The organism is Phormidium sp. FACHB-592 (assembly GCF_014695795.1).
GTDB lineage: Bacteria > Cyanobacteriota > Cyanobacteriia > Leptolyngbyales > Leptolyngbyaceae > Stenomitos.
In genome coordinates this window covers 68157-94454 of sequence record NZ_JACJOZ010000100.1, presented here as the reverse complement: position 1 = coordinate 94454, position 26298 = coordinate 68157, and the positions used below count along the sequence as shown (strand labels likewise).

The window sequence follows — 26298 nt, the reverse complement described above, 5'->3', positions numbered from 1 at the left end:
CTCATCGGTCAGGTCACTGTCGTAGTAAGGCTGACTCATATCCTCAAGCCATGTAGATGTCACTCTTCTGGTATCGCGCCTTTGTGACCGTAGTTGTCTTCTACTTCACATACATTTACAAACAGTTTCTTAGTGCCAGTCGTTGTTTTGGCGGCGGTCTTTTTGGCTGTGCCGCTAGTTTTGGTGGCTTTGGTTGTTTCAGTCGCGGCAGAAGTGCTAGCTTTGCGCGCTCGCCCTACCTTCTTCGTTCTCGCCTTTGCGTTGAGGGCTTCAACCGCTTTTGGCAGGGCGATCGCCTTCCCACCCTTTACCGTTCAAATTGGCTGAGATCGGACAGAGCGCGATTGCTCGGATAAGGCAAGGGCGATCGTCAGGGTTGCTGTACTGAACAATCGGACAGATCTTTGGCTTTTTTCACAAATTTGTTGTCGAACGTATAGAGGGTTGAACAACTCTGACTTTTAGCTAAATGAAATGCATCCGCAAAATCCAAACCTTGCTCGTGCCACTGTAAAACTTGTGCCATTAAACTGGCGTTTTCAAGTTGCACATTAGGCAACCCAAAAAGTTTGCTTAACGCTCGGCAGTTCTCATCCGGTTTGAACTGGTAAGCAAATCTTAAAACCCATTCCGTTTCAAGAATGACTGCATCCGCGATAAAAATAGCTTGCTCTTGAAACAGCTTGAGGCTTTTGTTGTACTGCTGTTCATCGTCTTGCGTCAGCAGGCGTACAAGCACATTCGTATCAACGGCAATCATGCCACTGCTCCAGGAAACCCTGCTGCACAGCGTTTTCGATGTCATCAAGACTCTTTGGCTTATCTTGATAGTGCAAACAGCCTGCAACGTCTGCCAGCGTCGTTTCTTGGAAGGGCTTTTTGGGTTTTAGCAAAATGCCGTCGCCAAAGGCAGTAGCAATGAGTTCTTGCCCAGCTTCCCAATGATGGGCAGCACGCAATGCCTTGGGAATAATCACTTGTCCCTTACTGGATAAGCGAGTGGTTTCCATTGAACGACCTGTAGGATAAAAAGTAAGAAAGATGTAAGAATTCTAGCAGCGCGATTGTCCCCCTTGAAATGACATCGACGGCAAAACCCTCGGCATCAATTTTTTAACCCTTGTGTTGCGCGAGCGCCTCTTCCTCTTACCGAGCAAATAGTCTGCGATCGCGTTCGTAGCGTTAGGACAAGATCACGTCGTAGAGGCTTTTTTGCTGGTGGTGGATTTTTTAGTGGTGGTTTTCTTGGCGGTTGTCTTTTTGGTGCCAGTCGTTGTTTTGGCGGCGGTCTTTTTGGCTGTGCCGCTAGTTTTGGTGGCTTTGGTGGTTTCAGTTGCGGCAGAAGTACTAGCTTTGCGCGATCGCCCTGCCTTCTTCGTTCCCGCCTTGGCGTTGAGTGCTTCGACAGCCGTTGGCATCGCGATCGCTTCGACGGTTTCGCCTTCGGGTAGCGAGGCATTCACCTTGCCGTGCTTAATGTAAGGACCATAGGGACCATCGTAAATATTGACAGGTTCACCGTCTTCGGGGTGAGCACCTAATTCACGGAGGGGTTTAGCGGCGGCACGTTTGCCCCGTCCGGTTTTAGGTTCTGCCAGCATTTCGAGGGCGCGATCGAGGGTAATCGTCAGAACATCATCGCCTGCTTTGATCGAGCGATACTCCTTCACGCCCTTCCCCTGATCCAGCACCACATAGGGACCAAAGCGGCCTAGGCTAGCCTGAATTTTGCCCCCTAGTTCGGGATGCGTACCCAGGAGACGAGGCAGTTTGAGCAAACCAACCGCTTGTTCGAGGGTCAGCGTGTCAGGCGTTACGCCTTTAGGCAAAGAAGCACGTTTAGGCTTGGGGTTCGCGTCTGATTCATCGCCAAGCTGCACGTAGGGACCATACGCACCGATTTTCAGGTAGATGGGTTCGCCTGTTTCGGGATGCAGCCCAACTTTATCGGGTCCTTCGGTTTTTTGGCGGAGTAAGACTTCGACCTGCGCGGGATCAAGATCGGCAGGAGTCAAATCTTTGGGAATCGAGGCTTTGACTGAGCCATCGCCGTTTTCAGCTTCGATATAAGCACCGAAGCGACCAATCCGCACTTTTGCTGCCAGGTTCTCTAAATCGACCGTGCGAGCTTCTGTTGGATCGATCTCGCTTTCGCGTTCTTTGACCTGCGTTTCTAGCCCGGTTTCGCCCAGATAAAACTCTTTCAGATACGGGAGCCATTCAACTGCGCCCGTGGAAATTTCGTCCAGGGCATGCTCCATACGAGCGGTAAAGCTGGTATCTACAAGGTCGGGAAAGTGTTTTTCTAGCAGTGCGGTGACGGCGAAGGCGGTGAAGGTGGGCACCAGAGCATTGCCGACCATGTTGGCGTAGCCCCGATCGATAATCGTGCCAATAATGCTGGCATAGGTGCTGGGGCGACCAATGCCTTCGCTTTCCAGCGTTTTGACCAGAGAGGCTTCGGTAAAGCGGGCAGGCGGTTGAGTTTCGTGCCCGATCGCTTCCAGATCAGCGCAGTTTGGCGTGTCGCCTACCTGGAGCGGGGGCAGAATGATTTCCTGATCTTCGATCGCCGCATTAGGATCATCTGACCCTTCTACATAAGCGCGGAAGAAGCCTGCAAAGTCAATCCGCTTGCCACTGGCACGAAAGCCAGCATCCTCAACCTGTATTTGCACAGTGACGTTGGTCTGGCGCACTTCTGCCATTTGAGTCGCCACGGTACGCTTCCAGATTAGGTCGTAGAGACGAAATTCTCGGTCTTTCAAACCCGTTTGCTGCGGTGTACGGAAGACGCTGCCAGACGGACGAATTGCTTCGTGAGCTTCCTGTGCGCCCTTGCTTTTGGTGGAGTATTGGCGCGGTTCAGGGCTGAGATACTCGGCACCATACATCGACTGCACACAATCACGAGCGGCTGTAATTGCTTGCTGAGAAAGGCTTACAGAGTCTGTCCGCATATAGGTGATGTAGCCTTGCTCGTACAGACTTTGCGCGGTACGCATGGTGTCACGAGCAGAAAGACCAAGTTTGCGGTTGGACTCCTGTTGCAACGTGGAGGTTGTAAACGGGGGCGAAGGCTTGCGGGTGGTGGGGCGCTCTTCCAGATTTGTGACTGTCCAGGGGCGATCGCGAATGCGATCGTGCAACGTCCGCGCTTCCGCTTCACTCAGCAGCACTACGTTACGTCCTGCAATCACCTGTCCGGTTGCCTCATCAAAGTCACTGCCGTTGGCAACGCGCACACCTGCCAGCGTCACTAACCGCGCTTCAAAGGCTTGCTTCTCCTGACTCTTGGCTCCCGACTCTTGACTGGCTGCCTCTAACGTCGCTTTCAAATCCCAATAGCTGCCCTGCCGGAAGGCTCGTCGCTGGCGCTCTCGTCTGACCAGTAGGCGCACTGAAACTGACTGCACCCGTCCGGCGGATAACCCAAAGGCAATTTTTTTCCACAGTAGGGGGGAGAGGGTATAACCGACGAGACGATCGAGAATCCGGCGCGTTTCCTGAGCACGTACCAACCGTTCATCCACATCACGACAATTGGTGATGGATTGGCGAATTGCTTCTTCCGTGATCTCATGAAACACCATGCGCTTAATGGGCACGGTGGGCTTCAGCAGTTGCAGCAAGTGCCAGCTAATGCTCTCCCCTTCCCTGTCTTCGTCCGTTGCCAGAAAGAGTTCGTCTACGTCTTTAAGCGCTTCTTTTAATTCTTTGACAATTTTCTTCTTGTCCTGTGGTACGACATACAGCGGCTCGAAGTTTGCCTCCACGTTTACGCCCAGCGGTGCCCACTTTTCGCCCTTAACGCTTGCCGGAATCTCACTTGCAGATTGGGGCAAATCACGGACGTGCCCCATGGATGCCTCGACCCGATAACCCGCAGGCAGGTAGTTACGGATGGTGCGCGCTTTGGTGGGGGACTCAACGATGACAAGCTTTGACATGGGTGGGAATCGTTAACACTGAAAAGAATGGGGCAGTGAGCAGGTGTCTTACTCTCTCTTATAGCTAATCTTGCCGAGACTACCAGAGAGAAGTGAGTATTTCCTGAACTATCTTTTGAACGGTGGCAGGTGCAATCTCGCACTCATATTTGGCTAGATGGACAGCTAGAAAGGGCATTCAGTTTCTTTAACGGGAGGCTAAACAATGCCTGAAGACGATCGTGTACGGAACGAGCCTAACTGAAGCTAACTTTAAACCCAATGTGACAAACCGAATGCGGCTAACTACAGCACTACACCAAATTGCGATGTAGAATCCACTGTAGAGGATTTCTGACTCGTGCGCCTCCTTGTTCATTCAACGAGAACGATCGCACGTCCTCTTAACGTAACCCTAACACCGTATTCATAGAGCTAGACCTCATGGATTTTGCCACGCTTGCTGCCCAGCTCAATACCGGGGCGATTCTGCCAGAAGGCATTGTGATTCTTACCCTCATGCTTGTCATTGTGGGGGACTTGATTGTAGGGCGAACTGCCTCCTCGCGTTGGACACCCTCTGTGGCGATCGGGGGGCTTTTAGCTGCTGTGGTTGCCCTCTACTACCAGTGGGATGCGGCTGACCCGATCGCCTTTCTGGGAAGCTTCAACGGCGATTCGTTGAGTGTCCTTTTCCGAGGCATCATTGCGCTATCGGCAGTGATCACCGTTTTGATGTCGGTCAGCTACATTAATCAGTCTGGTACAGCTGTAGCAGAGTTTCTGTCGATTTTACTTACAGCGACGATCGGCGGGATGTTTTTGTCGGGCGCAGACGAACTGGTCATGATCTTCGTCTCGCTTGAAACGTTGAGTATTGCGTCGTATCTTCTAACGGGCTATACCAAGCGCGATCCCCGCTCGAATGAAGCCTCATTAAAGTACCTGCTGATTGGGGCATCCAGTTCTGCTATTTTCCTTTATGGTCTTTCGCTGCTATATGGGCTGTCGGGTGGCGAAACAACGCTCAGCCGCATTGCCGCTAACATTGCAGAGACAGGCTCTTTACAGTCGCTAGGGCTGGTGATTGCGCTGGTGTTTGCGATCGCGGGCATTGCCTTTAAAATTGCTGCTGTCCCATTCCATCAGTGGACTCCAGATGTGTACGAAGGTGCGCCAACACCCGTCGTTGCGTTCCTCTCTGTCGGCTCTAAGACGGCTGGTTTCGCTCTGGCAATTCGCCTGTTGGTGACAGCATTCCCCTTACTAACAGACGAGTGGCATCTGGTGATGACCGTGCTGGCAATTCTAAGCCTCATCTTAGGAAACGTTGTCGCACTGGCACAAACCAGTATGAAGCGGCTCCTAGCATATTCTTCGATCGGTCAGGCTGGCTTTGTCATGATCGGGTTGGTCATCAATAGCGATGCTGGCTACGCCAGTTTGCTCTTTTACCTGTTTTCGTACCTGTTCATGAACCTGGGCGCGTTTATCGGCGTGATTTTGTTCTCTCTGAGAACGGGTACTGACCAGATCAGCGAGTACGCAGGCTTGTATCAGAAAGATCCGCTCTTGACGCTCTGCCTGAGCATCTGTTTGCTCTCTTTGGGTGGCATTCCACCACTGGTAGGCTTTTTCGGTAAGATCTATCTTTTCTGGGCTGGTTGGCAAGCGGGTGCGTATGGCTTGGTGCTGCTGGGGCTAGTGACTAGCGTGATCTCGATTTACTACTACATCCGCGTCGTCAAGATGATGGTGGTTAAAGAACCGCATGAGATGTCGGAGTCTGTGAAGAACTATCCCCCTATCACCTGGGATTTACCGGGGCTGCGATCGCTCCAGGTTGGTCTAGTGATGACGGTGATTGTTACCTCACTTGCGGGCATTCTCTCCAACCCGCTGTTTACGCTGGCAAATAATGCTGTCATGCAAACACCAATGCTGGAACTCTCTCTGACCGCCAGCAAGGAGACGATGACAACTCAAGTCGCTAAAGCAGCGGCACTACGTCAGTTAAATAACGTTGATCTAAGAGGCTAAAGGCTGATTTGGTTGCAGCCAAAGGTCAAACGATACAATGCCCACCCAGAAAACTCTGGGTGGGCATTGGCTGTAAGCGCGGCACGTCTAAAAGACTGATTGAGCAGGCAGTTCATGCCGTCTTTCAAGCGCATAACCTGTCAGAAAACGCGATCGCCGGTCTTGCCACCATTGACACCAAAGCGGATGAAGCGGGACTGATCGAGTTTTGCCGCGATCGCCATCTGCCCTTGCACTGCTTTTCGGCTGACCAACTGCGCTTGATCGCTGTACCTCATCCATCGGGCGCGAGCCTAGCCGCTGTGGGTACACCCAGCGTTGCTGAAGCGGCTGCGCTTCTGGCAAGTTGGGAGGTGGGGAGAGAGAGGGAGGCGGGGGGAGCAGAGGAGCAGGGAAGTGGTAAAGAGGAGCAACAGGAACAGAAGAAACTACCGCAAGGTGAAGCAGGCAAGCCGCACTTACCGACTCCCGACTCCCCATTCCCCATTCCCCCCTCCCAATCCCCGACTTCCACTCTCTATGTTCCCAAACAAATTGTTCGCAACGTAGGGCAGTCAGGATTGGTCACTGTTGCTATCGCTCGATCACTGCTTTATGAAGCGATGGAAGCCTAATTCACGAGGTATTCGTAGGTTCTCAGCAGCTTTTTAACTGCTTTAAGGTGGTCGCGCACGATCGCAGCTGATCCGGCTCCGGCACTCGCATCAATCAACAGATCGCCGATCGTTTCCAGTGCCCGTTCATTAATGGAGTCAATCAACAGCTCAGGCATAGTCAAATTTTCCTCGGCAATGTGCTTCAGCACGGCTGCTGGATTGTTTTGCTCGACAATGACTTTCAGCACTTGCAGTTCGTACTCTGGCGACTGCACCATAAATTCAGTCCATTCATTTGGCAGCTCTGTTGAGGGCTTGTCAGCAACAAGCGGCTCTGGCAGTACCGCCGCCGTGCTGAACTGACCCGCACCGGACTTAAGCGGACGGGCAGGTTTGGCGATCGTGGTTGGGCGTTTGGCTGCCGTTTCCTGAGTCACGATCGTCTTCTTGGCGCGTACCACTGCGGTTGCATCACCTTGATTGTTACTACCGCCGTTCCTGACACTACCATTTTTGCTAGTTACCTCAGTCTCCTCTAGTACAACCAGTGGCGCTTGGGAGGCTTGCTGTAATGCGTTAAGTGCTGCTACCTGTTGTTCGAGCAACTCTTTTTGGCTGCGGCGATCGAGGATTTGCACCTCCAGTTCACGCAGTTCTTCTTGCAGCAACTCGACTTGCGTTTGTAACTGCTTAAGCGCTTCCTGAAGTGGATTGGAGCCAGATTCTAACTCTTGTTTCTTTGCTTCTGCATAGGCTAAAAATTGCTCTAACTCTACCCGACAGGTCTCTAACTCCTGAACTTCACCCCGTAGCGTTTTTACCGTTGCATCAAGTTGCCGTTTTTCTTCCCTGATATCGGCGACATCGCGCGACAGCTTCTCTCTGGTTTGGCGATGGTCAGTAATGTGCCCCTTAATTTGGCTTAGTTCTGTCTGAAGTGCAGCCAGACTAGTTTCGATTTTCTGTTTGGCGGCAGCAGCGTCTGACAAAATCTGTGGGCTAATTTGTGTTTTCGATCGACCCCAATCCGGGCTACTGGTGACTACACCACTGGCTGAAATCTCGGTTGGTAGCTCGTATGCTGGCACCCTGGTACTAGCATTAACTGACAGTTGCGACCCTGCGGATGCGGCTAAATTCCAACTTAGCGGTCTAGGGGATGCAGGCAGCATTCTGGGTGCAAGCGATTCCGTTATGTATCGCTGACCAGACTGAAACGACGGTTGACCAGACTGAAACGCCAGCGTGTTCAGACTAATCGCTAGATGTTCTTTTTCAGCTTCTAGCTGCATATATGCCTGATAAGCTTCTGCACGTCGTTGCTGCAACGCCTGGATGTGATTTTTCAGCTCGGCAATTCTGCTGTGGGCATGTTGATGCTGCTGCCGATCGACTACTGCTGCTGCCACCACGGTTGCCACTGTCGTTGTGACACCTGACGCGATCGCAGAGCCAAGACCACGACCTGTCAAAAAACTGATGCCAAAACTGATGCCAAAAGCGACAGAGCCAAGAAAAAGCCGTTGTTTCACCATAGTCAGGTCACAAGAAATAGCGGGTGAAGAACTAACCCTTCAATCAACCCTACAGCCGTCAGCTGACGAATGGGCGTAGGATAGACATTGAAAGCCTCGCAGCATTTACCTCTTTAACGCTTCTGCAAGTGATTGCCCACAGCATTTAGCGGTGTTGTCCTAAACCAATTGCCTTAAACCAATCTAGTTAAGGTCACTTAAGGGTGAGCGCGTTGCTTCATAGTAGGTTAACTCAATACGTTTGGCGCATTGATGACGGATCGGTCTGTTTGGAAGCGAGTCGGGTTCTATGGGCTGTGCGGTGCACTAGCGGCGATCGCGCTACTGACGATTGCTGCCCTCACCCCGCGTCAATGGCACGCTTCGTCCCAGCCAGCAGACTGTCGGTTCAGCGTTTACGTCTCTGGCGGCGCGATGCACACCAACTTTTTTGTGCCCGTCCGTAATGAGACGTTTGATTGGAACCAGCATCTCGATCTGGCAACTCTTGGTAAGGCAGTTACTAACTACCGCTATCTGCAATTTGGCTGGGGCGATCGCATCTTCTATCTTGAAACGCCCTCCTGGGACCAAATCAACATCTTTAGCGCGCTGCGATCGCTCCTTTTACAAAACCCCGCCGCACTCTTTGTCAAAGGGCACCCGTCTGTTCCTCAATATCCTAACGAAACCCTCAAGTGTATTAGCCTGAGCAGAGGCAACTATCTCAAGCTGATGCACTTTATCAAAGCCTCGTTTCAAACGAATCAGGGCAAGCCTTTACGCATCGGCACCGGGCAAGACGGCGACAGTAGTTTCTACGCTGCTACGGGACGCTACTCCAGCCTCAGAACCTGTAACTCCTGGGTTGCAGAAGGACTACGAACCGCTGATGTAAACACACCTCTCTGGGGCGGACTTGCCCCTGCCGTAATGCGTCAACTGAAGGATACGTGTGACTGCGGGCACAAGGAGCAGTTGGCTATTGAGGGAAAGGCAGGGGTCAGAGGGCAGAAGGAAAGGCTAAAGGCAAGGGAGGATAAGGAAGCAGGGGGCTAGGGAAGCAGGGGGGCAGAGGAGTTAACTCAAAATGCTTCTTTGCTCTCGCTCCTCCAGCCCCTCCGTTTCCCTAGCTCCTTCGGTTTCCAGCACCTCTGATCCTCATACTCTCGTCTGCCTCTTCCAGGGGTTCACAGAAGCGTTTATTCTACTTATTACAGAACCCAACAATTAAGAATGCAGTTTTCAAAAGTTTTGATTGCCAATCGTGGCGAAATCGCTCTTCGCATTCTCCGTACGTGTGAGGAGATGGGGATCGCTACGGTTGCGGTTCATTCGACGGTCGATCGCCACTCGCTTCACGTCGAGCTTGCCGATGAGTCCGTTTGCATTGGCGAACCACCGAGTAACAAAAGCTATCTGAATATTCCCAACATTATTGCGGCGGCATTGACTCGCAATGCGACAGCCATTCATCCCGGTTATGGCTTTTTAGCAGAGAATGCCCGCTTTGCCGAAATTTGCGCCGATCACCAGATCGTGTTTATTGGTCCCTCGCCGGATTCAATTCGCTCGATGGGCGACAAGTCAACGGCAAAAAAGACGATGCAGCGAGTCGGCGTACCAACAGTGCCTGGTAGCGCTGGACTCTTGTTAGATGAGACAGAGGCTCAGGCGATCGCTCGTAAAATTGGCTATCCCATCATTATCAAAGCTACAGCAGGTGGTGGTGGGCGAGGGATGCGCCTGGTGCAAGAAGAAAGCGAATTGGGTAAGCTGTTTGCAGCGGCACAGGGAGAGGCTGAAGCTGCCTTTGGCAACGCTGGTGTTTATCTGGAAAAGTTTGTTCAAAAGCCGCGCCATATTGAGTTTCAGATTCTTGCAGACACCCACGGCAACGTAATTCATTTGGGTGAACGGGAGTGTTCAATCCAGCGCCGTCACCAAAAGCTGCTCGAAGAATCACCAAGCCCTGCGCTCACTCCTACGCTGCGCGAAAAAATGGGCACAGCCGCTGTCATGGCAGCAAAGTCGATTAATTATGTGGGTGCAGGCACGGTCGAATTTCTGCTCGACCAGTCTGGCGAATTTTACTTCATGGAGATGAATACTCGAATTCAAGTGGAGCATCCCGTGACAGAGATGGTGACAGGGCTAGATCTCATCGCTGAACAAATTCGGATTGCTCAGGGCGAGCCATTAAGCTTGACGCAGGATCAAGTCATGCTGCGGGGGCACGCGATCGAGTGCCGCATTAACGCAGAAGACCCTGAACACAACTTCCGTCCTCATCCTGGGCGTATTAGTGGTTACCTGCCGCCTAGCGGTCCCGGTGTACGGATGGACTCTCATGTCTATACTGACTACGAAATTCCACCCTACTACGACTCCTTAATTGGCAAACTCATTGTGTGGGGGCACGATCGTCCCGCCGCCATTAAACGAATGCGCCGTGCGCTCCGTGAGTGTGCTGTCACTGGCTTACCTACCACGATCGCCTTTCATCAAAAAATCCTGGACAACCCAGACTTTCAGAAAGGGGATGTGTACACAAACTTCGTCGAACAAATGATGCAGAAAGCGCAGGACGGGTAAGACAAGAAGCCGTGAGGCAGAGGCATTTTTTGAGGGAATTTTGGGGTTAGAGGTGGAAGTAGGGAGCAGGGGAAGCAGAGGCAGAGGCTTATGCCATCAAAGCTTCATCCCTCATCTTTCACCCTTTATCCCTTTCCCTGCTCCTTAAAAGCTTTTTCCCTGGAGCATCATCGTCAAAAGCCCCTGCTGCCCCAAAAGGATTTCGCGTACAAAGCTAAAGATGCCAACCCAAAGAATGGGTGTGATATCGACACCACCGATTGGTGACACTATCTTGCGGGAGGGTGCCAAAAAGGGTTCGGTCGGCACTGCAATAACATTAAACGGAAAGCGAGTCAGGTCAGCCTGGGGATACCAGGTCAGCACGATACGGAAGATAAACAGAAAGGTCATCGCGCCTAGCAATAGACCCAGAACCAACGTGGCGATCGCGACAGAATCCATATCAGAAGAAAGTTTTAAGCATTGTAAACAGCTTTCTCATTAATTTTAGCGCCATTCAAGTGCCTGCCCGTAAGAAAATCGCGCTGATGTAGTTAAAAACCTTTTGCTGCCGCTTCTCAAGTGTGTAACAGACCGTTAAAATGATGCTTACAGTAATGTTGTACCAAAGAGGCAAACTAATATGACTCCTTCTTTAATGAACTTTTTCATCAGCCTGCTAGCAGGTACTGTTGTAGTTGGAGGAATTTTCGCTGGGGCGCTTTTCATTAGCCAGCAAGATAAAATTCAACGTTAATCTGGTGCGCCAGCGGCAGAAAGAACGGTTTGGTGCTGAGTGGATGCGTTAATAAGTGGATGAATTCTCCCTAGAGCGATCGACAGCGCAAGCGTAAAAGGCTCGCTCAAAGGCATCTGTCGAAGGCACTGATCAAAGGTTGTGTGCAGAACGTTCTACTTCATGCCAGAGCAAAGCTGCAAGAAAGCGAAAGCCCTGAGTCGTCTTACAAGCAGAACTTATAAGCTGTTTTTGAAGGTGATGTCAGGGTTTTGCTATTTGTACAAGTGGCATTGGCTCATGCTGCGATCGCATGAGCTAGCTTTACAGACAAGGCTATAGAATCTGGGTTAGCCTGAACGTTGGGATATTCCGACGGCATCGATTCCTTACTATGCTGTATGACGCTAGGCTCCTGTCTGTGCGTCAGCCATTACTTTTTGCTGCTAGCTCTGGTTAAGAGTATTCTGTATGAAGCTCTCTTTCTTACTCAGGTTTGTTGGAGATTTTGGGCATCAGTCGTTAACATAGGATGTACTTAGGAGAAGGGATGCGATGGTAAACGCCTCACTGAATTGGGCAAGTTTTGTGGGCATTGCGCTGGCAGCCTCTGGTGCTGGTCTATATGCGCTGCGATCGTTGCGCCCCCGGCTTGCTCGCGATCATGATATTTTCTTTGCTGCGATCGCACTTCTCTGTGGTGGCATTCTCTTCTTTCAAGGCTGGCGACTTGACCCGATCTTGCAGTTCAACCAGTTCTTGCTGGCGGGTACAGCTATTTTCTTTGCTTATGAAAGTATCCGTTTGCGTGGCGCTGCTACAGAACAGGCAAAGCGGAATACGCCAATTGTTGACGATGAGCGTCCAGTCAGTCGGGTCTACCGAGCCGATCTGGAAGAGTTGAATCCTTACGAAGACCGTCCCGCTGCTCGACGTATTCGGGGTACTCGCGATGCACGCTCTGAGCGTGATGAATACGAAGAAGGGTCGCGCCGTCGTTCGACTAGCCGTACTGGTGAAGCTCGTCTAGGTACTGGTGCAGGCGATCGCACTCGCAAGCGCCGTCCTCGTTCAACCGATGCGTCGTTTGATGCACCCAGTAGCCGTGAAGACTCAGACCTTTGGGATGACAGACCTGCCCGTAGCCGCAGTAATTCTCCTTCGCGCTCAGGCAATCAACCACCAACATCAGCATCCCGACCCAAGCGGTCTCGTCCGGTTGGTGACGACGTTTCACCCCGCGATCGACGTGATGTAAGGAATGGTTCGTCTTCCTCAGAGTACGTCGATTACCGCCCGGTCGATGTTGATGAAGAGGATAATTGGGGTAACTACTAGCAGTAGTGTCAAATATTTTTGAAGGGTTAAAAGTGCTGAAAAGGCAGGCTTTCACCCTTTAACTTAAGGTTGGTCTCTGATCTGGAGACGTTTTTAGCGTTGTGTACGTGAGGACTGGCAAGCTTGGGTAAGCCCCTTGAGGCTACCGCAAGGGTGAGCCGTAATGTTGAGCGAAAGAGCTGGGCTTGGCGCACTGCAAGTGTGTCTTTAAGTCTTATCGGTCTACTGCTAGGATCTTGCAGTCAAGAAGATAGCCCTCCAACCATTTCTGCTGAGTTTGATAGTCGCCATAATGATGAGCAACCAGCCCTTAGTGGTGATGGTCGCTTTTTGGCGTTTGTTTCAAACCGTAGCGGCAATCGTGGTATTTTGCTGTATGACTTGAAGGAACGGCAGGTTGTGTCGTTGCCTCGCTTGAATCGAAGCGACGCGATCGCAGAGTCACCCAGTTTGAGCTATACGGGACGCTACATTGTTTATATTGCTAGCGATAGCGTTCGTCCTGAAATTGAACTGTACGATCGTGTACTCCAGCAACCGCAGGTGTTGACTGCCCACTATCGCGGCTGGTTTCGCAACCCTAGCATTAGCCCCGATGGACGTTATATTGCCTTTGAAACCGGTGGTCGAGGGCAGTGGGATATTGAAGTGATGGATCGAGGACCAAATGTAGAATCAGATATGCCTGATGGGCGGCGATCGCAAGCTTTTCCTTAACAGGTGTGCGAAGTAGGGGAAGCACAGGGGGCGGGGGAAAAGAGGGCGCAGCGAAGACAAGGAGGCTAGGACTAAACTCAAAACTCAAAACACTTCATTCCTGATCTTTTGTCCTTCACCCCTCATTCATTTGTGCAGTGCCGTTTCTCGCTTATGCTCTGTTTTGCCACCGTCTTGAGTGGCTGTGGTCCCCAACTAGTCAATTTTCCGTTTGAGCCAGGTGGTCGTAGTCTCAACAGTAGTTTCGCCGATCTCCAACCACGAGTCTCGGAGCGATACATTGTCTTTGTGTCTGATCGCAGTGGCAGCCAAAATTTGTATCTTTACGACACGGTTGTCCATAGTTTGGTGGAGCTACCAGGGTTGAATGCGATCGATCTGCTTGTCTCCAGCCCTAGTATTTCGGAGAATGGTCGCTTGATTGTGTTTGCTGGCTCTCGTGAAGGGCGCTCCGGCATTTATCTCTATGATCGCGAAACACGGCAGCTGCGTAACTTGACGGAAAACCTGAAGGCAGAGGTTCGCAATCCGACCATCACGGCTGATGGCAATACGATCGCCTTTGAATCAAGTGCTGATGGGCAGTGGGATATTCTGCTGTACAACCGTGACGGGCAACCGTTAGAGCCGCTGACGGATTTTCGCTAGCGGCTCTAACGTTTTAGCTAATGACAGTCCAGTTCCCTCCAGGCTCTAACCACCGACTGGCTCTGGTGTCTCCGCAAGGGTTTCAAGCTGCACTTGAGATGCTTCTAGCACTTGCACTGAATCAATGAGCGATCGCACTGTAGAAGCGCCTTCGGATGGCTCGAAGCCGAGCGGAAACTTGCCTTTCACAATCATCCGTAACCCTAACGGACTTAAGCTGGCTAGCCCTTTTAGGTCACGGAAGGAGTTACCTACCACTTTTAGACCAAAGAGACGTTCATCGATCCAGCCACCTTGCTTGACCAGTTCAATCAGCGTTTTGCGATGACGAATAATGCGGCTAGACTGAGCGCCCTTACGGTCTAAAATTTCGCCTTTAATTTTGCTGATTTGATCCAGCGGTGCGACTTCCATTGGGCAAACCGAGTTGCAGAAGTAACAGCGAGTACAGCCCCAGACACCGTCTGTACCCTGGTTATATTTTTCTAGCCGCGCTTCTGTTTGATCATCACGAGAGTCAGCCACCATGCGATAGGCTTTTGCCAAGGCATGGGGTCCCACAAAGTTGGGGTTGACCTCATACGCATTGCACTCGGAATAACAAGCACCACAAAGAATGCAATTGCCTGTCTGGTTCAGTTTGGCACGTTCTTCTGGAGTCTGTAAAAACTCGCGTTCTGGTATTTGTCGTGCGGCAGTGCTGACGTAAGGATCGATCGCTTTCAAGTTAGACCAAAAGCTTTGCATATCCACTACCAGATCTTTGATAACGGGCATATTGCCCATCGGTGCGAGCGTAATAGTGGGCATCTCAGCATTGGGCTGCGCTGTCTCGTCTGCCTGAAACGGCAGCGACTGCTGAACACGCGCCAGTTCGCTGCCAACATTCTCTTTGCACGCCAACGCCGATCGACCATTGATGCGAATAGAGCAACTGCCGCAAATCGTGTTACGGCAATTTTTGCGATATGCCAGTGTGCCGTCCTGCTCCCATTTGATGCGGTTTAAGCAGTCCAAAATTGTGCTGCCTGGATCAACGTCGAGTGTAAAGGTTTCCACTCTAGGCGCAGCGGTTTGGTCTTGGCGGATGACTTTAAAGAGAACTTGCATTCTGCGGGTGCTTCAGTCAGGAGTGTGTTGTTTCTAGTCTAAACGCGATCGCTGATGCCGTACCAATCGTCTGATCTACAGGCTTTAGTGCAACCCATTTAAGTGTAGTGCCTAGCCTGAAAGCCTATTAAAGCAACGTGTGATTGATCTTGACGCGCGGATCGGTGCTGTATCCCTTTACTTCTAGCCTACTTTCAACTCATTTCACTTGCTAACGCTGCACTTCTTTACTCCGTTACAAGATCCTTCACAAAACGCGATCTCTGACTGCTTTGCAACGTGCGGCAACAGTCAGATTAATAAACTTCATAGCGAAACGCTGCTTTCTCTGCCACTAACGTTAAATGTTTGGAACTGGCGCGGGTCGGAGTGTAAACGCCCTTCTCCCACTCACTGACCGTTTGTTGCCGCACACCTAGTTCTTTCGCCATCGCTGATTGATTCAGCCCCATGTGCAGCCGCAACGCACGGATTAACTCACTGTTCCACTGCAAGGTGTCGTTGATGCACTGCACTCGGTAGACAGCAGGCGGTTTGGTAAAGGTCACCTGTTCGCTCTCCAGATCGATCGTGTCAACCAGATACCCTGCCGACATCCAGGCAGTGGCTTGCAGTGCGCCTTTGCTGCGGTTGCTCCACCAACCACGCTTGCTGCGAGCAGACGGGGGCAACGCTCCACCCAGTAAGGCTTCGATTTCGGCAAAGGTTAACGTGACGTGGGTTCGATCGCTCTGGTGCAATGCATCTAATAACGGTTGATATTTACTGCCACCTTGTTTTCCACCTTGACTAGACATTTTACACGCCAGCGTGTTAATATTGAGGGCTTGATTGGATGCGATCGCCCTATTATAGATGTCTTCAAAGTCACAGCGAGAGAAGTTGTGGTCGGGTGTTTGGCGATCGTGGTAGCTCCATACGCTAACTGAAGATAAACTTTTCTTTCAACATCCGAAAATTTTTATATTCTAGCTATCCATTTTGGAGGGAGCAATTACGCTCTATTTATCTGCTGCGTCCTGAGTAGCTTATGCCCGTGCGCTAAACTTGTGGCCTACTAGGCATTGATTTAGAACTAAGTGAACAGCCATAAATAAACGTTGTTAAAAGCTTCGCCAAGCTTAGCTCAGCAGCGCCCTAGAACATCATTTAATTATAGACCTCTACTTATGTCCTATGATCTTTCGACAACCTCGCTACAGTAAAGAGGAATTTGCTCGACGTGGCAATGAGATTTATGAATCTCAGGTTCGTTCTCAAGTCGAGGAAGGTAATTACGGCAAGATTGTGGCGATCGACATTGAAACTGGAGCCTTTGAAGTGGCTAATACGCCAATGGAAGCAGTCGATCGTCTTTATGAGCGTGATCCCGATGCTCAACCATGGGTGATTCAGATTGGACATCGAGCAGTCTTCCGTTTCGGCAGCCGTAGTCTGAAGAAGTTCGTATGATGTTTGGCTTAGTTACTAACAATTGTGAAGCCATCGTCAAAGTTGCAGTAGGACGTATTGGCTCACCCAAAATCACTGTTGATACGGTTATCGTTTTGTACTATCTTCAAGCGTAAATCCATAGGCATAAAAAGCGAAGCCTAACGTTTCTATTTCTTCAGCATAAACTCATCAAATTTAACCACCGCAGATTTTGGATCGTGCGTATCAAATCGATAGCTGCTGATAGTGCCTGTACCTGTATCAAAAATGCTGAAGGCGGTAATATCGTTGCTGGCGATGTAGGGCATAGGCTGCTTTTTAGCATCAAGAAGTGGGGCGATCGTGGGTACGATCGGTTCCAACCCATTAGGGTCACCTGTGGCAGCGTAGTCTTCCTTGTAGCCTGTAGGTACATTGCGCTTTCGATCGCCCACAAACGCGCCGTAGGAGTTGCCGACATTCGAGGTTTCTAAGAAGTGCATACCGCTGGGGCTGATAAACCGATTCCACAGATGCGAGTGCCCGTAAAACACCAGTTGCACCTTCGCCTTTTCGAGCAGCGGCACTACATCTCGAATAATGTAATCCTCTTTAAGGGGGTACTCATGACGCATAGATGTAATCTGTCCTGCCTCAGTAGTAACGAAATGCCGAGGATTTGTGTAGGCAGGAACGATGTTTTCGCCTAACGAATGAGGCGGATGATGGAACATCACCACTTTATATTTTGCTTCTTGAAACGCTGGGCTTTTGAGTTCTTGTTCTAACCAGTTGTACTGTTCACTGCCTTGATCAACCTGCTCAAAAAGATGTTGTCCCCACCCCAATAGATCGGGCTGGTTGAGATCAAGGTCTCGTTCTCGGTACTTTCCTTTTGCGTCTGCTGCAAGGCTAGGAGTACGCCAGACGTTGGTGATGTAAAGCACGACTAGACGCACATCACCGAAGGAGACAGCATAGTAAGTTTTGCCGCCTGTGGGGCTTTGGGGTAGTGAAAAAATTTCTTCGTAGGTATCAGTATTAAAGGAGTGATCTTTGATCCACGCTTTACGAATGATTGGGTCACCTGTGGGGTTTAGCGTAGGCGGCTTACCAAATTCGTCCAACTCGAAGTCAGTTTTGCCTCGGTAGCGTTCTTCTGCAAAATCGCTTGGCTGTGTATTGGTAAACTGTTCGTCCAAAGAATCATCAGTGGAGAAGCGTCCCATAACTTCGTGGTTGCCGATCGCCGTGTACATCGGCGCGTTTTGAATAATTGCACCACCCTTGTATCGAGTCTTGATGCCGTTTTTCTCTAGCTCGTAGCAGGCGCGACCTTGCAGGGCTGGGAAGAAGGAACCGCCACAGTTGTCGTCAAACCATTCGGAGGCGCGATCGGCAACATTGATCAGATCACCTGCAAACAGCACGAGATCGACTTGCCCCACGGTTTCTACCACTTTTTGCAGATTCGCCGCTACCATCGGTTTTACTTGATGGTCGGAAGTCAGCAGGATCTTGAGTGGCTTTCCTGGTGAAGGTTTGGCTGCTAAGTTATAGACTGCACTCTTAACCGCAATGCCATCTTCACGCACACTTGTTACTTGATACCGTACAGATTGATCGGGCTTCAATCCGATGACTTCCGCCTCATGTCGCCAGATGGGACGGACGGTAACGCTGGTATATTTCACCGCACGTTTAGATTCTGAGTCTTCGCGGGTGCGGCTGAGTTGTGTTGTTTGGGCGATCGCCTGCTTCGACAACCCTGCGCCATAAGCAACTGTATGCTTGGCACCCGCAAACTCTGTGAACCAGACTACCCGCACAGATGACTCAGTGGGCAGTTGCAGGAACGGCTCGGTCAGGAGTGTTGGTTTGGCAGACATGGCGATCGTTGGGGTGAACGAGAGGAGAATCGACACCGCCAGCGCGGCTAGCAGCAGCATACGATTCGGCAGGCGCTTCAGCATAGGTACTGGGCTACATAAGCTAGACTACATCAGCGAAAAAAAAGAAGAGCTTGATCCGTAACTAGCAGTGAACAGACTGTGTGGTTTTGCCTGGATCAAGAAACCCGCGATCGTGTTGCTTACCGCTGCCCAGCCACCCGCACCAAACGATAAACTCCAGCGCGGCTAATCTCTTGATACTGCTGTGGCTGTAACCCCGATCGCCGGAGGGGTTTTTCTCCAGCAACAATGAGTGCCCCAGTACGATCGCCCGGCTGCGTTTGAAGGTAGTTAATTACCTCTGTTGGCTGCGTTAAGTAGGTGACGTGCTGGCGCGTATAGAAGACCAGGCTAGGCTTTTGGAACCCCAGCATCACTAACTCTTCAGTCGGTTGTTTGGTCTGCACAGCAACTTGCGCCAGTTGGCGTAACGGTAGCTGACGCTCGACATCCGCAATCAAGACTAGTGGATGCACCACCAAGATAAGGAAGGCGAGATACCCTAGCAGGTTAGCGATCCAGAGCCAACGACTCCGCCATAGCAGTAGCCCGATCGCCGCGATCGCTGTCGTACCCCAGATCACGCCACCCAGGAGGGGCAGACCTGCCTGTTGCAGCCGTAGCCCCAGGTTGGGCATCCAGGGATCAGAGCCTAGCCAGCGAGGGCTTTCGATCAGGACAAATGCTGCGATCACTAGGAGCAGTAGATTCAAGACTCCGCTGATGATGAATCCAGCTTGCTTACGAGTTTGTGGTCGCCTTACATAATCCGTCCATAGCAGCGCCACTAAAATTGCCGCCGCAGGCATCAGCGGTAAGGTATAGCTGAAATATTTCGTTGTGGCGATCGTAAAAAAGCCGAGGATCACCAGAAACCAGAAGAGTGCAAAAAGCCCCAGTTGCTGCCAGCGAGTCTGTTGTTGCCAGTAGCGGCGTTGCAAGGGCTTGATGTGCGCGATCGCCGCTGGCAGATAAGCTGACCAGGGCAAAAAGCCAACCACAATAACCAGAATGTGAAAATACCACGGTCCTGCATGGCTATTCACCACCTGCGTAAACCGCTCGACATTGTGATAACCAAAGAAAGAGTCGATGAACGCGTCGCCATTTGCCAGCGTGACCAGCACATACCAGGGCAGCGCAATGACCAGCACTACCAGTCCACCTCGCAGTAACCGCATTTCTCGTAACACTGCTCTGCCGTTGCCAACGTACAGCAAAAAGCAGCTAATGATGAGACCGGGTAAGAGGAGACCGATCGGTCCCTTCGTTAAAACTGCCAGTGCCATCAGCACGTAAAAGGCGAAATACCAACGCTTTTGCCGTAGAGGGCGATCGGGCTGAGCATACCCTAGAAAAAACGCTAGCAGCGAACTACCAATGCACGCATTCAGCAGCATATCGGCATAGCCAGTCCGCCCCCAAAAGAAGGTGTTGGGGTTGAGGATGAGCATCGTTGCAGCGAGTAAAGCAGCAAGGTAAGAGGGTGAAAAGTGTAGCTTGTTGCCGCTTTGCAGCGGAGTGAGGAGTGAATCCGTCCTCTCAGATTCTGCCTTCTGCCTTCTGCCTTCTGCCTCTTCGTAGCGCTGAAGAATGTAGAAGCAGAAAAGCGCGATCGCCACAGCGGCAAGGATAGATGGCAGGCGAGCTGCAAACTCATTAACGCCAAAGCTTTGGAAGGCAAAGACCATCAGCCAATAAATGAGCGGTGGTTTGTCGAAGCGGGGTTCGCCATTGACGTAAGGCGTTATCCAGTCGCCAGTGACGACCATTTGACGTGATGCTTCGACAAAGAGTGGCTCGGTCTCATCAATCAGCCCAATGCTGCTCACATGCCAAACCAGCGTGACGGCTGCGATCGCCAAGAGCCAGAGTAAGGGCATCACCCAGGCAAGTGCAGGGTATTGCTTCCAGTAGTATTGCAGCGGTTGCGTGACGCGAGCAAATTTTACACTCATGCGGTTTCCTTGCCGTCCAACATCCTTCATCCATGTGCAGGCTTAGTCTGAACCGTTGCTTTTGCAGCCTAACAAAATGCTGAAGTGACTCTACTAGCGCCTCTTCAGACTTACTTTAGCGGTAAATCGACACGGGTGTTAGCTTTCCCTGTTTCACTACGGGGTTGACGTGTTAGCAGCACCCAGTCTGCGGCAGAACTTACTGGCTGTACAGAAGGTAGGGCAAGCTGCGTGATGGTTGCCTGTTCAACCAACAGATAGGGCTGTGGGTCTTTTTGCCAGTAGTCTTGTAGTGCTACGGGAAGCTGGATAGGGCTAGCAGAGGATTGTACGATTCGGCGATCGCTGTAAAAGTTGAGCGAGGGACGACTATAGGGATACAGCGTCCAAACGGTAGCGTTGGGCGGAGTATTTTCGCGTACCAGCGTTGCTACGGGCTTAACGGGATAGGACTCATCCAATTCCCATACCCAGTAGGGCGATGTCACGAACAGCAACAGCGAGACATACATTCCCCAAAACAACACTAAGATAAATTGCGAATCTCGCCGCATAATGAGGACGGTCGCAACTGTCAGCGTGAGTGCAACGGCTCCCAAAATGAGCGGTAAGCCTGCCTGCGGAGCAGACCCCATCGGGCTGAAGTAAACGCTGCCGATCCAGCCCGCGATCGCTACCAGGCTAAACAGAATGATCCAGGCGATCGGGTAGTGACGGCGCTCCGCTGGAGTGGTGCTAACTGAAGGTGCATCAACTGAGTGTATGTTAACCAAACGGGTGCCAACCCAATCTGAAAGCTGCCAAATTTCGGCTAGATAGGCTCCTACTGCCAGCGCAAAGGCTGGGTAAACAGGCATCACATACCAGGGCAGTTTTGTACTCATGACAGAAATGATGAGCAGATAGCCCGTCACCCAGAGCAGCACAAGCTTTGCCCAACTCAGGTTGCGGTGCTCCCATGCGAGCCGATAGCCCTGGGGGAAAAACACTAGCCAGGGCAGGCTATATTTCAGGATTTCTAGCACGTAGTACCAGGGCGCACCCCGATTCCCCTCGACTGATACCACCACGCGATCGAGCGCTTGATTCCACAGGCTTACACTCACAAATGCCTGTCCATAATGCTGCCATTGCGCCCAGTACCAGGCAAGAACGGGAATACTGCCTAGCAGCACACCACTCCATACATAACCACATGCCAGCAGGCGAGGCGTATCCCAGAGCATAAAGGCGATCGCGATCGCGCCTAGCAGCAGCGCCACGATGCCTTTAGTCAGGCAAAGCAGCCCAAACGCGATGCCCACACCCAAGCCCCAGCGCAAATCTCGCCGCGATCGCAAGACGCAAAAAATCAGCAGCAGACCGAAGCACAGCACTGCTCCATCCAGCATTGCCAAGCGTCCGTGCCGCACCACTGGCAGCAGCGTTAAGTAGGTCAGCGCTGCAAAGATTGCTGGCGTGCGGCGGGCAAACAACTCCCGCCCTAGCCCATACAGCAGGGGCACCGAAACCGCTGTGAGCATCGCACCTGGCAGTCGCGCCATACTTTCGGTGACGCCACCCAGACGAAACGCTAATGCCATCAGCCAGTGCACCAGGGGCGGTTTGTTGAGATACGGCTCACCTGCGATCGTCGGATGCAACCAGACCCACGACCCAGGGGGCGATCGCCAGATATCCCGTGCCACCTGAGCCACTGTTCCTTCATCCCAATCTCGTAGGGGCAAATCACCCAGGCTTACGCCATACAACACCCCTGCTGCCAGCAAAAGACCCAGCAGCCAAAGGCGATCAATCCAGCGATCACCGATTAATGCAGAACTTGAGTGATCCCAAGGAAGAGGTTTGCGAAGCATGGGGAGATTTCGAGGAGATTAGCCGCAGTCGGGACATTAAATCTAGCGCCCTTACTCTTCTTTGCGTCTTACAGGTATAAACGCTTCGAGCCACTTTGCACCGCCCAAAATAAACAGTGTGAGCAGCGTCCCGATCAGGCTAGCCTGCCATAAGCCAGCGCTGGCAATCATGCCTAACGCTGCTGTTGCCCAGATAGCGGCAGCAGACGTTAAGCCTTTCACTTCTGGCTTACCAGACTTTGTTCGTGCCTGCTGCACAATTTCACCCGCGCCCAAAAAGCCGACCCCGGTTGCAACACCTTGAATCGATCGGCTGATCGCATCTGGATGGATAGTGGCATCGATCGATGTGGGAATCACAAGAAATAGTGCTGCGCCCAGGCTCACCAGCATATGTGTTCTCAACCCACCCGCTTTGCCAGCCATTTGTCGATTGACGCCGATCGCCCCACCTAGCAACGCTGCCAAGATTAACCGCCAACTCAACCCCCACCACTCACCAGCGCTGGCTCCCAGAGATGCTACCGATACCGTCAATTCACCCACCTCATGTCAGAATTCGCAAGCTAATTATAGGGTGAAGGGGTAAGGAGAATTGTGATGGCAAGGGAGGCTAGGAGGTAGAGGTCATAGGGCAGGTAGAAGTAGCAGAGGGGAATAAGTATGGAGTAGCGTTTTACAGCGCCTTGTCAGAGAGTTTCGAGTTGATTCTGACCACTGCTTTTTTACCTTCTGTCTTTTTTGCCTTTTGCCTTCCACCTTCTGCCTTCTGCCCTCTGCCCTAATACGCTATCGGCAAGGGTCGTATATTGGGATTAATCTCTGGCTGATCTGGCAACGCGACTGAGGGCAGCTCAGCAGCAGGAGCAGAGGTGTTGTCTGAGGGTGCGATCGCGATCGATTCGACAGGGGATTCCGCTGCTTTAGGCTTAGCAGCAGGCTTGAGGTCAGCAGGCTGTGGTTTTTCTGCCTGAGGCACTGAGGTAGAGACCTTCACTGGTTGTTTGCCCAGCGAGAGTTTGCCATTGCGTAAGGCAGTTTCGATCGTCTTCATTGCAACTGGTTTACGTGCGTTTCCTGGCAAATCAACTACAACCATATAGCCTGTAAATTTCTTGCCACCAACAATTTGCAGTGCCTTCAAAATTTTGGGCATATCCGCCTGGAGTAGCTGCCCTTGCTCGTTATACAGCTCTAGCGCCGACAGACAGCCGATGGTCGGGTTCCAGTTGTAGGTATCGGGGTTTTTGTCTTTGCCGCTAAAAAAGTCTGGTGATTCGCCTGTACCGTGAATGCGGAAGAGCGATCGCCCCGCTTTACCTGCCCAGAAACTTTCCTGAATGCCCCCATGATTGCGCCAGGTGGGAGGCAGCAAGCGCTTATAATCCCCTAGGCTGCCCTGAAACGGTCCGGGCTTTCCGGGCGTAAACTGCTTTGCACCTGGCTCAAAGGGCACGAATAGGTTCACTAGCGGAAATTGACCGTATGCTCTGAAGAATTCATCATCGGGCTGTGGCACTGCGCCTTCCATCCGGTAAACACCTTGTGGGGTTTCGCCACGGACAAAGTTTGAGCTGAGGTCATGAATTGATCGCAGCAGTAGCGGCACTGACCAAAGCTGCCCGTTTGACTGGCGCACAAAGGCACCATTGCGGTCTTTAAGCAAAGCCTGACACAGTACAGTTCGATCGCGCTGACAGAGGACGTATAAATGCGCCTGCTTGGGCGCGATCGTCCAGTTCAACAAATCCCCTAGAGGCGGCAACGTGCTGGGTGAAATCAACTCTGCCATCTCACGCAGGGTTGTCTGTAACGGAATCGTTGTTGCCCACTTGGGAAACCGTGCCTTGACCCGTCCTACAAGCGGTTGAATTTGTTCAGGCGACAGTCCGCCGTTTGCTAGCCCAGACAGTGACATGGCAACCCATTCGGGGTCAGTGCTACGGTCGATCGTCTCCCGAAATTGGTTGCCGATGCTGGCGTACCGAGTGGGATTACTCACGTACAGTTGTGTGCCCACTCGCGCTGCCATATCGATCGTACGTTTCTGTGCATCCGATAACCCTGGGCGGGTTCCCAGCGAGAGAATTTGCTCGATCGCGTCAGCAGCAAACGCTTCTTGTGGCTGCACAACAGCCGTTGTCCAGAGCAAATTGCGCCAGTGTTTTTCGTTTTGGTTAGTGACCGGATAGCGATCAAGGCTGAAGTTCTCAGGGCGAATTTGACGACTCTGCTCCTGACGCTGCGCGGCTCTCGAAACAGCTTTTGCCTGATTTTGTGGACGATTTCCTGCTAGCAATTCAGGGGTATTGGCGATCGACCTGGAAGCAGGCTTTAACGCCAGTCCGCCCATAACAAGGAGCAGACCCATCACCCCTGCCATGCCATACTGCCGGATTGAATGACGATCAAACTGAGGTGAAAAGCGTTTCATCAGCACGTACAAGTATCAAAGAGAACAAGTGGGCTTATTTATAAAGAGTTCCCTATTTTCTAGCATTCCTAAGCCGCTTATTCGAGGCTATGCAAAATCTTAAAAAGAAACAGAGGCAAAATATTGCTGCAAGGAGTCTGTAGATAAATTCACAACAAAATGGGGAACCTTGACACGACTTTGAAATTCTTCACAAATAGAGACGCTATGCTACCATCTTGGTGGCTAACACGGCTTTAAATCGTTCCTTAGTCATTTTTTTGGTGGTGGAGGAGAGTACAGAAGTGGAAGTGCCCAATCGCATTTCGTCGGCTTGTTCAGGTATACAAATGGCAAACGCTCATCTTACGAGCGTACAGTCACAGAGAAGTCATCCGGAACCAATTCGGGTGGGCGTGATCGGTGTCGGTAATATGGGTCAGCATCACACTCGCGTCCTCAGTATGCTGAAGGATGTCGAGTTGGTGGGCGTGTCAGATGTCAATGTCGAACGTGGCATTGATACTGCTAGCAAATATCGAGTTCGCTTTTTTGAAGATTATCGCGATCTCTTATTACATGTCGATGCAGTGTGTGTTGCTGTGCCAACTCGCTTACACCATTCGGTTGGCATGACCTGTCTTCAAGCAGGTGTACACGTGTTGATCGAAAAACCGATCGCTGCCAGCATTGCCGAAGCCGAATCATTAGTGAATGCAGCCGCAGAATCTCAATGTATTCTGCAAGTTGGGCATATTGAGCGGTTTAACCCTGCGTTTCAAGAACTGAATAAAATTCTTAAAACTGAAGAGCTGCTGGCATTAGAAGCACATCGCATGAGTCCCTACGCCGATCGTGCCAACGATGTGTCTGTAGTGCTGGATCTGATGATTCATGACATTGATCTGATGCTAGAACTAGCAGCCTCTCCCGTCGTTAAGCTTACAGCTAGCGGTAGCCGTGCTTCTGACTCTGGCTTTTTAGACTATGTGACCGCGACCCTCGGCTTTGCGAATGGTATCGTCGCCACCCTTACCTCTAGCAAGGTAACGCATCGCAAGATCCGCCGCATTGCTGCCCATTGCAAGAATTCTCTCACTGAAGCCGATTTCCTCAACAATGAGATTTTGATTCATCGGCGCACGACTGCTAACTGCATCACTGATCACGGTCAGGTGTTGTATCGGCAGGATGGTCTGATCGAAAAAGTCTACACCAGCAATATCGAACCACTTAATGCTGAGTTGGAACACTTTGTTGGCTGTGTGCGAGGCGGCAGCCAGCCGTCAGTCGGTGGTGAACAGGCGCTGAAAGCGCTGCGCCTTGCCAGTTTAATTGAGCAAATGGCGCTCGATGGTCAGGCATGGCAACAAAAAGATATGCAGTTGAATGGTCTTGCTCAAGCTGTAGCCGTTTAAGCGCTGCAAGTTAGACCTGTTTTATTGCTTCAACTAGATAGTTCAATGATTTGAGTGGGTTCAACTTAACCAGTTGAACCCAC

At 51.4% G+C, this 26298-nt stretch carries 23 protein-coding genes; 11 read left to right on the top strand and 12 right to left on the bottom strand.

Features of this window, described 5'->3' with window-relative positions; all coding sequences use genetic code 11:
- Nucleotides 1-132: 132 nt before the first annotated feature.
- Nucleotides 133-327 carry a hypothetical protein gene (locus tag H6F86_RS26620; protein ID WP_190452962.1) on the top strand — a complete coding sequence of 65 codons (195 nt, stop codon included), beginning with the start codon at nt 133-135 and terminating at the stop codon, nt 325-327.
- A 43-nt stretch (nt 328-370) separates the two neighbouring features.
- Here H6F86_RS26620 and H6F86_RS26615 read toward each other — a convergent pair whose 3' ends face one another.
- From H6F86_RS26615 to topA, 3 genes are all read right to left on the bottom strand, one after another.
- Entirely contained in the window at nt 371-760 is a 390-nt protein-coding gene (locus H6F86_RS26615) for a type II toxin-antitoxin system VapC family toxin (protein ID WP_190452961.1), read from the bottom strand.
- On the bottom strand, nt 747-1010 hold the full coding sequence (locus H6F86_RS26610) for an AbrB/MazE/SpoVT family DNA-binding domain-containing protein (protein ID WP_190452960.1): 264 nt from the start codon (nt 1008-1010) through the stop codon (nt 747-749). The genes H6F86_RS26615 and H6F86_RS26610 overlap by 14 nt, the downstream gene beginning before the upstream one ends.
- 183 nt (nt 1011-1193) lie before the next feature.
- Nucleotides 1194-3950 carry a type I DNA topoisomerase gene (topA, locus tag H6F86_RS26605; RefSeq protein WP_190452959.1) on the bottom strand — a complete coding sequence of 919 codons (2757 nt, stop codon included), beginning with the start codon at nt 3948-3950 and terminating at the stop codon, nt 1194-1196.
- Between the two features lie 423 nt (nt 3951-4373).
- Between topA and H6F86_RS26600 the strand changes: the two genes are divergently transcribed.
- Complete coding sequence (locus tag H6F86_RS26600; protein ID WP_190452958.1) at nt 4374-5969, top strand: NAD(P)H-quinone oxidoreductase subunit N; 1596 nt, start codon at nt 4374-4376, stop codon at nt 5967-5969.
- Nucleotides 5970-5977: 8 nt separating this feature from the next.
- On the top strand, nt 5978-6583 hold the full coding sequence (locus tag H6F86_RS26595) for a cobalamin biosynthesis protein (RefSeq protein WP_190452955.1): 606 nt from the start codon (nt 5978-5980) through the stop codon (nt 6581-6583).
- On the opposite strand, the gene H6F86_RS26590 is transcribed toward H6F86_RS26595, so the two are convergent.
- Nucleotides 6580-8100: a tellurite resistance TerB C-terminal domain-containing protein gene (locus H6F86_RS26590; RefSeq protein ID WP_190452953.1), complete on the bottom strand. Its 1521-nt coding sequence runs from the start codon at nt 8098-8100 to the stop codon at nt 6580-6582. The genes H6F86_RS26595 and H6F86_RS26590 overlap by 4 nt on opposite strands.
- Before the next feature lie 252 nt (nt 8101-8352).
- Here H6F86_RS26590 and H6F86_RS26585 point away from each other — a divergent pair, with 252 nt between their 5' ends.
- Nucleotides 8353-9138, top strand: a complete 786-nt coding sequence (locus H6F86_RS26585) for a DUF2459 domain-containing protein (RefSeq protein WP_190452949.1) — start codon at nt 8353-8355, stop codon at nt 9136-9138.
- A 177-nt stretch (nt 9139-9315) separates the two neighbouring features.
- The gene (accC, locus tag H6F86_RS26580; protein ID WP_190452947.1) at nt 9316-10674 is read left to right on the top strand and encodes an acetyl-CoA carboxylase biotin carboxylase subunit; all 1359 of its coding nucleotides are present in this window, start codon (nt 9316-9318) and stop codon (nt 10672-10674) included.
- Between the two features lie 144 nt (nt 10675-10818).
- Here the strand turns inward: accC and H6F86_RS26575 are convergent, their stop codons facing one another.
- Nucleotides 10819-11118, bottom strand: a complete 300-nt coding sequence (locus H6F86_RS26575) for a YggT family protein (RefSeq protein WP_190452946.1) — start codon at nt 11116-11118, stop codon at nt 10819-10821.
- A 181-nt stretch (nt 11119-11299) separates the two neighbouring features.
- On the opposite strand from H6F86_RS26575, the gene H6F86_RS33010 reads away from it, so the two are divergent.
- From H6F86_RS33010 to H6F86_RS26555, 4 genes are all read left to right on the top strand, one after another.
- Nucleotides 11300-11413, top strand: a complete 114-nt coding sequence (locus tag H6F86_RS33010; RefSeq protein ID WP_190452943.1) for a photosystem II reaction center X protein — start codon at nt 11300-11302, stop codon at nt 11411-11413.
- A gap of 534 nt (nt 11414-11947) precedes the next feature.
- Nucleotides 11948-12730 carry a Ycf66 family protein gene (locus H6F86_RS26565; protein WP_190452942.1) on the top strand — a complete coding sequence of 261 codons (783 nt, stop codon included), beginning with the start codon at nt 11948-11950 and terminating at the stop codon, nt 12728-12730.
- Between the two features lie 201 nt (nt 12731-12931).
- Nucleotides 12932-13447: a biopolymer transporter Tol gene (locus tag H6F86_RS26560; RefSeq protein WP_347241157.1), complete on the top strand. Its 516-nt coding sequence runs from the start codon at nt 12932-12934 to the stop codon at nt 13445-13447.
- A 153-nt stretch (nt 13448-13600) separates the two neighbouring features.
- Complete coding sequence (locus H6F86_RS26555) at nt 13601-14095, top strand: PD40 domain-containing protein (RefSeq protein ID WP_190452940.1); 495 nt, start codon at nt 13601-13603, stop codon at nt 14093-14095.
- Nucleotides 14096-14140: 45 nt separating this feature from the next.
- On the opposite strand, the gene H6F86_RS26550 is transcribed toward H6F86_RS26555, so the two are convergent.
- Nucleotides 14141-15205, bottom strand: coding sequence for a succinate dehydrogenase/fumarate reductase iron-sulfur subunit (locus H6F86_RS26550; RefSeq protein WP_190452938.1), 1065 nt, complete (start codon nt 15203-15205; stop codon nt 14141-14143).
- 296 nt (nt 15206-15501) lie between these two features.
- A complete protein-coding gene (locus H6F86_RS26545; RefSeq protein ID WP_190452937.1) occupies nt 15502-16002 on the bottom strand; it encodes a helix-turn-helix transcriptional regulator in 501 nt (166 codons plus the stop codon).
- Between the two features lie 379 nt (nt 16003-16381).
- Here H6F86_RS26545 and H6F86_RS26540 point away from each other — a divergent pair, with 379 nt between their 5' ends.
- On the top strand, nt 16382-16657 hold the full coding sequence (locus H6F86_RS26540; protein WP_190452936.1) for a hypothetical protein: 276 nt from the start codon (nt 16382-16384) through the stop codon (nt 16655-16657).
- Between the two features lie 149 nt (nt 16658-16806).
- Here the strand turns inward: H6F86_RS26540 and H6F86_RS26535 are convergent, their stop codons facing one another.
- From H6F86_RS26535 to H6F86_RS26515, 5 genes are all read right to left on the bottom strand, one after another.
- A complete protein-coding gene (locus tag H6F86_RS26535) occupies nt 16807-18591 on the bottom strand; it encodes a metallophosphoesterase family protein (RefSeq protein ID WP_190452935.1) in 1785 nt (594 codons plus the stop codon).
- A gap of 119 nt (nt 18592-18710) precedes the next feature.
- Entirely contained in the window at nt 18711-20528 is a 1818-nt protein-coding gene (locus tag H6F86_RS26530) for a glycosyltransferase family 39 protein (RefSeq protein WP_190452934.1), read from the bottom strand.
- A gap of 110 nt (nt 20529-20638) precedes the next feature.
- Nucleotides 20639-22384, bottom strand: a complete 1746-nt coding sequence (locus H6F86_RS26525) for a glycosyltransferase family 39 protein (RefSeq protein ID WP_190452933.1) — start codon at nt 22382-22384, stop codon at nt 20639-20641.
- 51 nt (nt 22385-22435) lie between these two features.
- The gene (locus tag H6F86_RS26520) at nt 22436-22921 is read right to left on the bottom strand and encodes an MgtC/SapB family protein (RefSeq protein ID WP_242033710.1); all 486 of its coding nucleotides are present in this window, start codon (nt 22919-22921) and stop codon (nt 22436-22438) included.
- A gap of 244 nt (nt 22922-23165) precedes the next feature.
- Nucleotides 23166-24818, bottom strand: coding sequence for a hypothetical protein (locus H6F86_RS26515; RefSeq protein ID WP_190452932.1), 1653 nt, complete (start codon nt 24816-24818; stop codon nt 23166-23168).
- A gap of 329 nt (nt 24819-25147) precedes the next feature.
- On the opposite strand from H6F86_RS26515, the gene H6F86_RS26510 reads away from it, so the two are divergent.
- Nucleotides 25148-26215: a Gfo/Idh/MocA family oxidoreductase gene (locus tag H6F86_RS26510; protein ID WP_190452931.1), complete on the top strand. Its 1068-nt coding sequence runs from the start codon at nt 25148-25150 to the stop codon at nt 26213-26215.
- Nucleotides 26216-26298 lie beyond the last annotated feature (83 nt).

What these genes read in the sequence shown, in the direction of transcription:
- H6F86_RS26615 (WP_190452961.1), bottom strand. Translation starts at nt 760, where the DNA reads ATGATTGCCGTTGATACGAATGTGCTTGTACGCCTGCTGACGCAAGAC.
- H6F86_RS26610 (WP_190452960.1), bottom strand. Translation starts at nt 1,010, where the DNA reads ATGGAAACCACTCGCTTATCCAGTAAGGGACAAGTGATTATTCCCAAG.
- topA (WP_190452959.1), bottom strand. Translation starts at nt 3,950, where the DNA reads ATGTCAAAGCTTGTCATCGTTGAGTCCCCCACCAAAGCGCGCACCATC.
- H6F86_RS26600 (WP_190452958.1), top strand. Translation starts at nt 4,374, where the DNA reads ATGGATTTTGCCACGCTTGCTGCCCAGCTCAATACCGGGGCGATTCTG.
- H6F86_RS26590 (WP_190452953.1), bottom strand. Translation starts at nt 8,100, where the DNA reads ATGGTGAAACAACGGCTTTTTCTTGGCTCTGTCGCTTTTGGCATCAGT.
- H6F86_RS26585 (WP_190452949.1), top strand. Translation starts at nt 8,353, where the DNA reads ATGACGGATCGGTCTGTTTGGAAGCGAGTCGGGTTCTATGGGCTGTGC.
- accC (WP_190452947.1), top strand. Translation starts at nt 9,316, where the DNA reads ATGCAGTTTTCAAAAGTTTTGATTGCCAATCGTGGCGAAATCGCTCTT.
- H6F86_RS26575 (WP_190452946.1), bottom strand. Translation starts at nt 11,118, where the DNA reads ATGGATTCTGTCGCGATCGCCACGTTGGTTCTGGGTCTATTGCTAGGC.
- H6F86_RS33010 (WP_190452943.1), top strand. Translation starts at nt 11,300, where the DNA reads ATGACTCCTTCTTTAATGAACTTTTTCATCAGCCTGCTAGCAGGTACT.
- H6F86_RS26565 (WP_190452942.1), top strand. Translation starts at nt 11,948, where the DNA reads ATGGTAAACGCCTCACTGAATTGGGCAAGTTTTGTGGGCATTGCGCTG.
- H6F86_RS26555 (WP_190452940.1), top strand. Translation starts at nt 13,601, where the DNA reads ATGCTCTGTTTTGCCACCGTCTTGAGTGGCTGTGGTCCCCAACTAGTC.
- H6F86_RS26550 (WP_190452938.1), bottom strand. Translation starts at nt 15,205, where the DNA reads ATGCAAGTTCTCTTTAAAGTCATCCGCCAAGACCAAACCGCTGCGCCT.
- H6F86_RS26545 (WP_190452937.1), bottom strand. Translation starts at nt 16,002, where the DNA reads ATGTCTAGTCAAGGTGGAAAACAAGGTGGCAGTAAATATCAACCGTTA.
- H6F86_RS26540 (WP_190452936.1), top strand. Translation starts at nt 16,382, where the DNA reads ATGATCTTTCGACAACCTCGCTACAGTAAAGAGGAATTTGCTCGACGT.
- H6F86_RS26535 (WP_190452935.1), bottom strand. Translation starts at nt 18,591, where the DNA reads ATGCTGAAGCGCCTGCCGAATCGTATGCTGCTGCTAGCCGCGCTGGCG.
- H6F86_RS26530 (WP_190452934.1), bottom strand. Translation starts at nt 20,528, where the DNA reads ATGAGTGTAAAATTTGCTCGCGTCACGCAACCGCTGCAATACTACTGG.
- H6F86_RS26525 (WP_190452933.1), bottom strand. Translation starts at nt 22,384, where the DNA reads ATGCTTCGCAAACCTCTTCCTTGGGATCACTCAAGTTCTGCATTAATC.
- H6F86_RS26515 (WP_190452932.1), bottom strand. Translation starts at nt 24,818, where the DNA reads ATGAAACGCTTTTCACCTCAGTTTGATCGTCATTCAATCCGGCAGTAT.
- H6F86_RS26510 (WP_190452931.1), top strand. Translation starts at nt 25,148, where the DNA reads ATGGCAAACGCTCATCTTACGAGCGTACAGTCACAGAGAAGTCATCCG.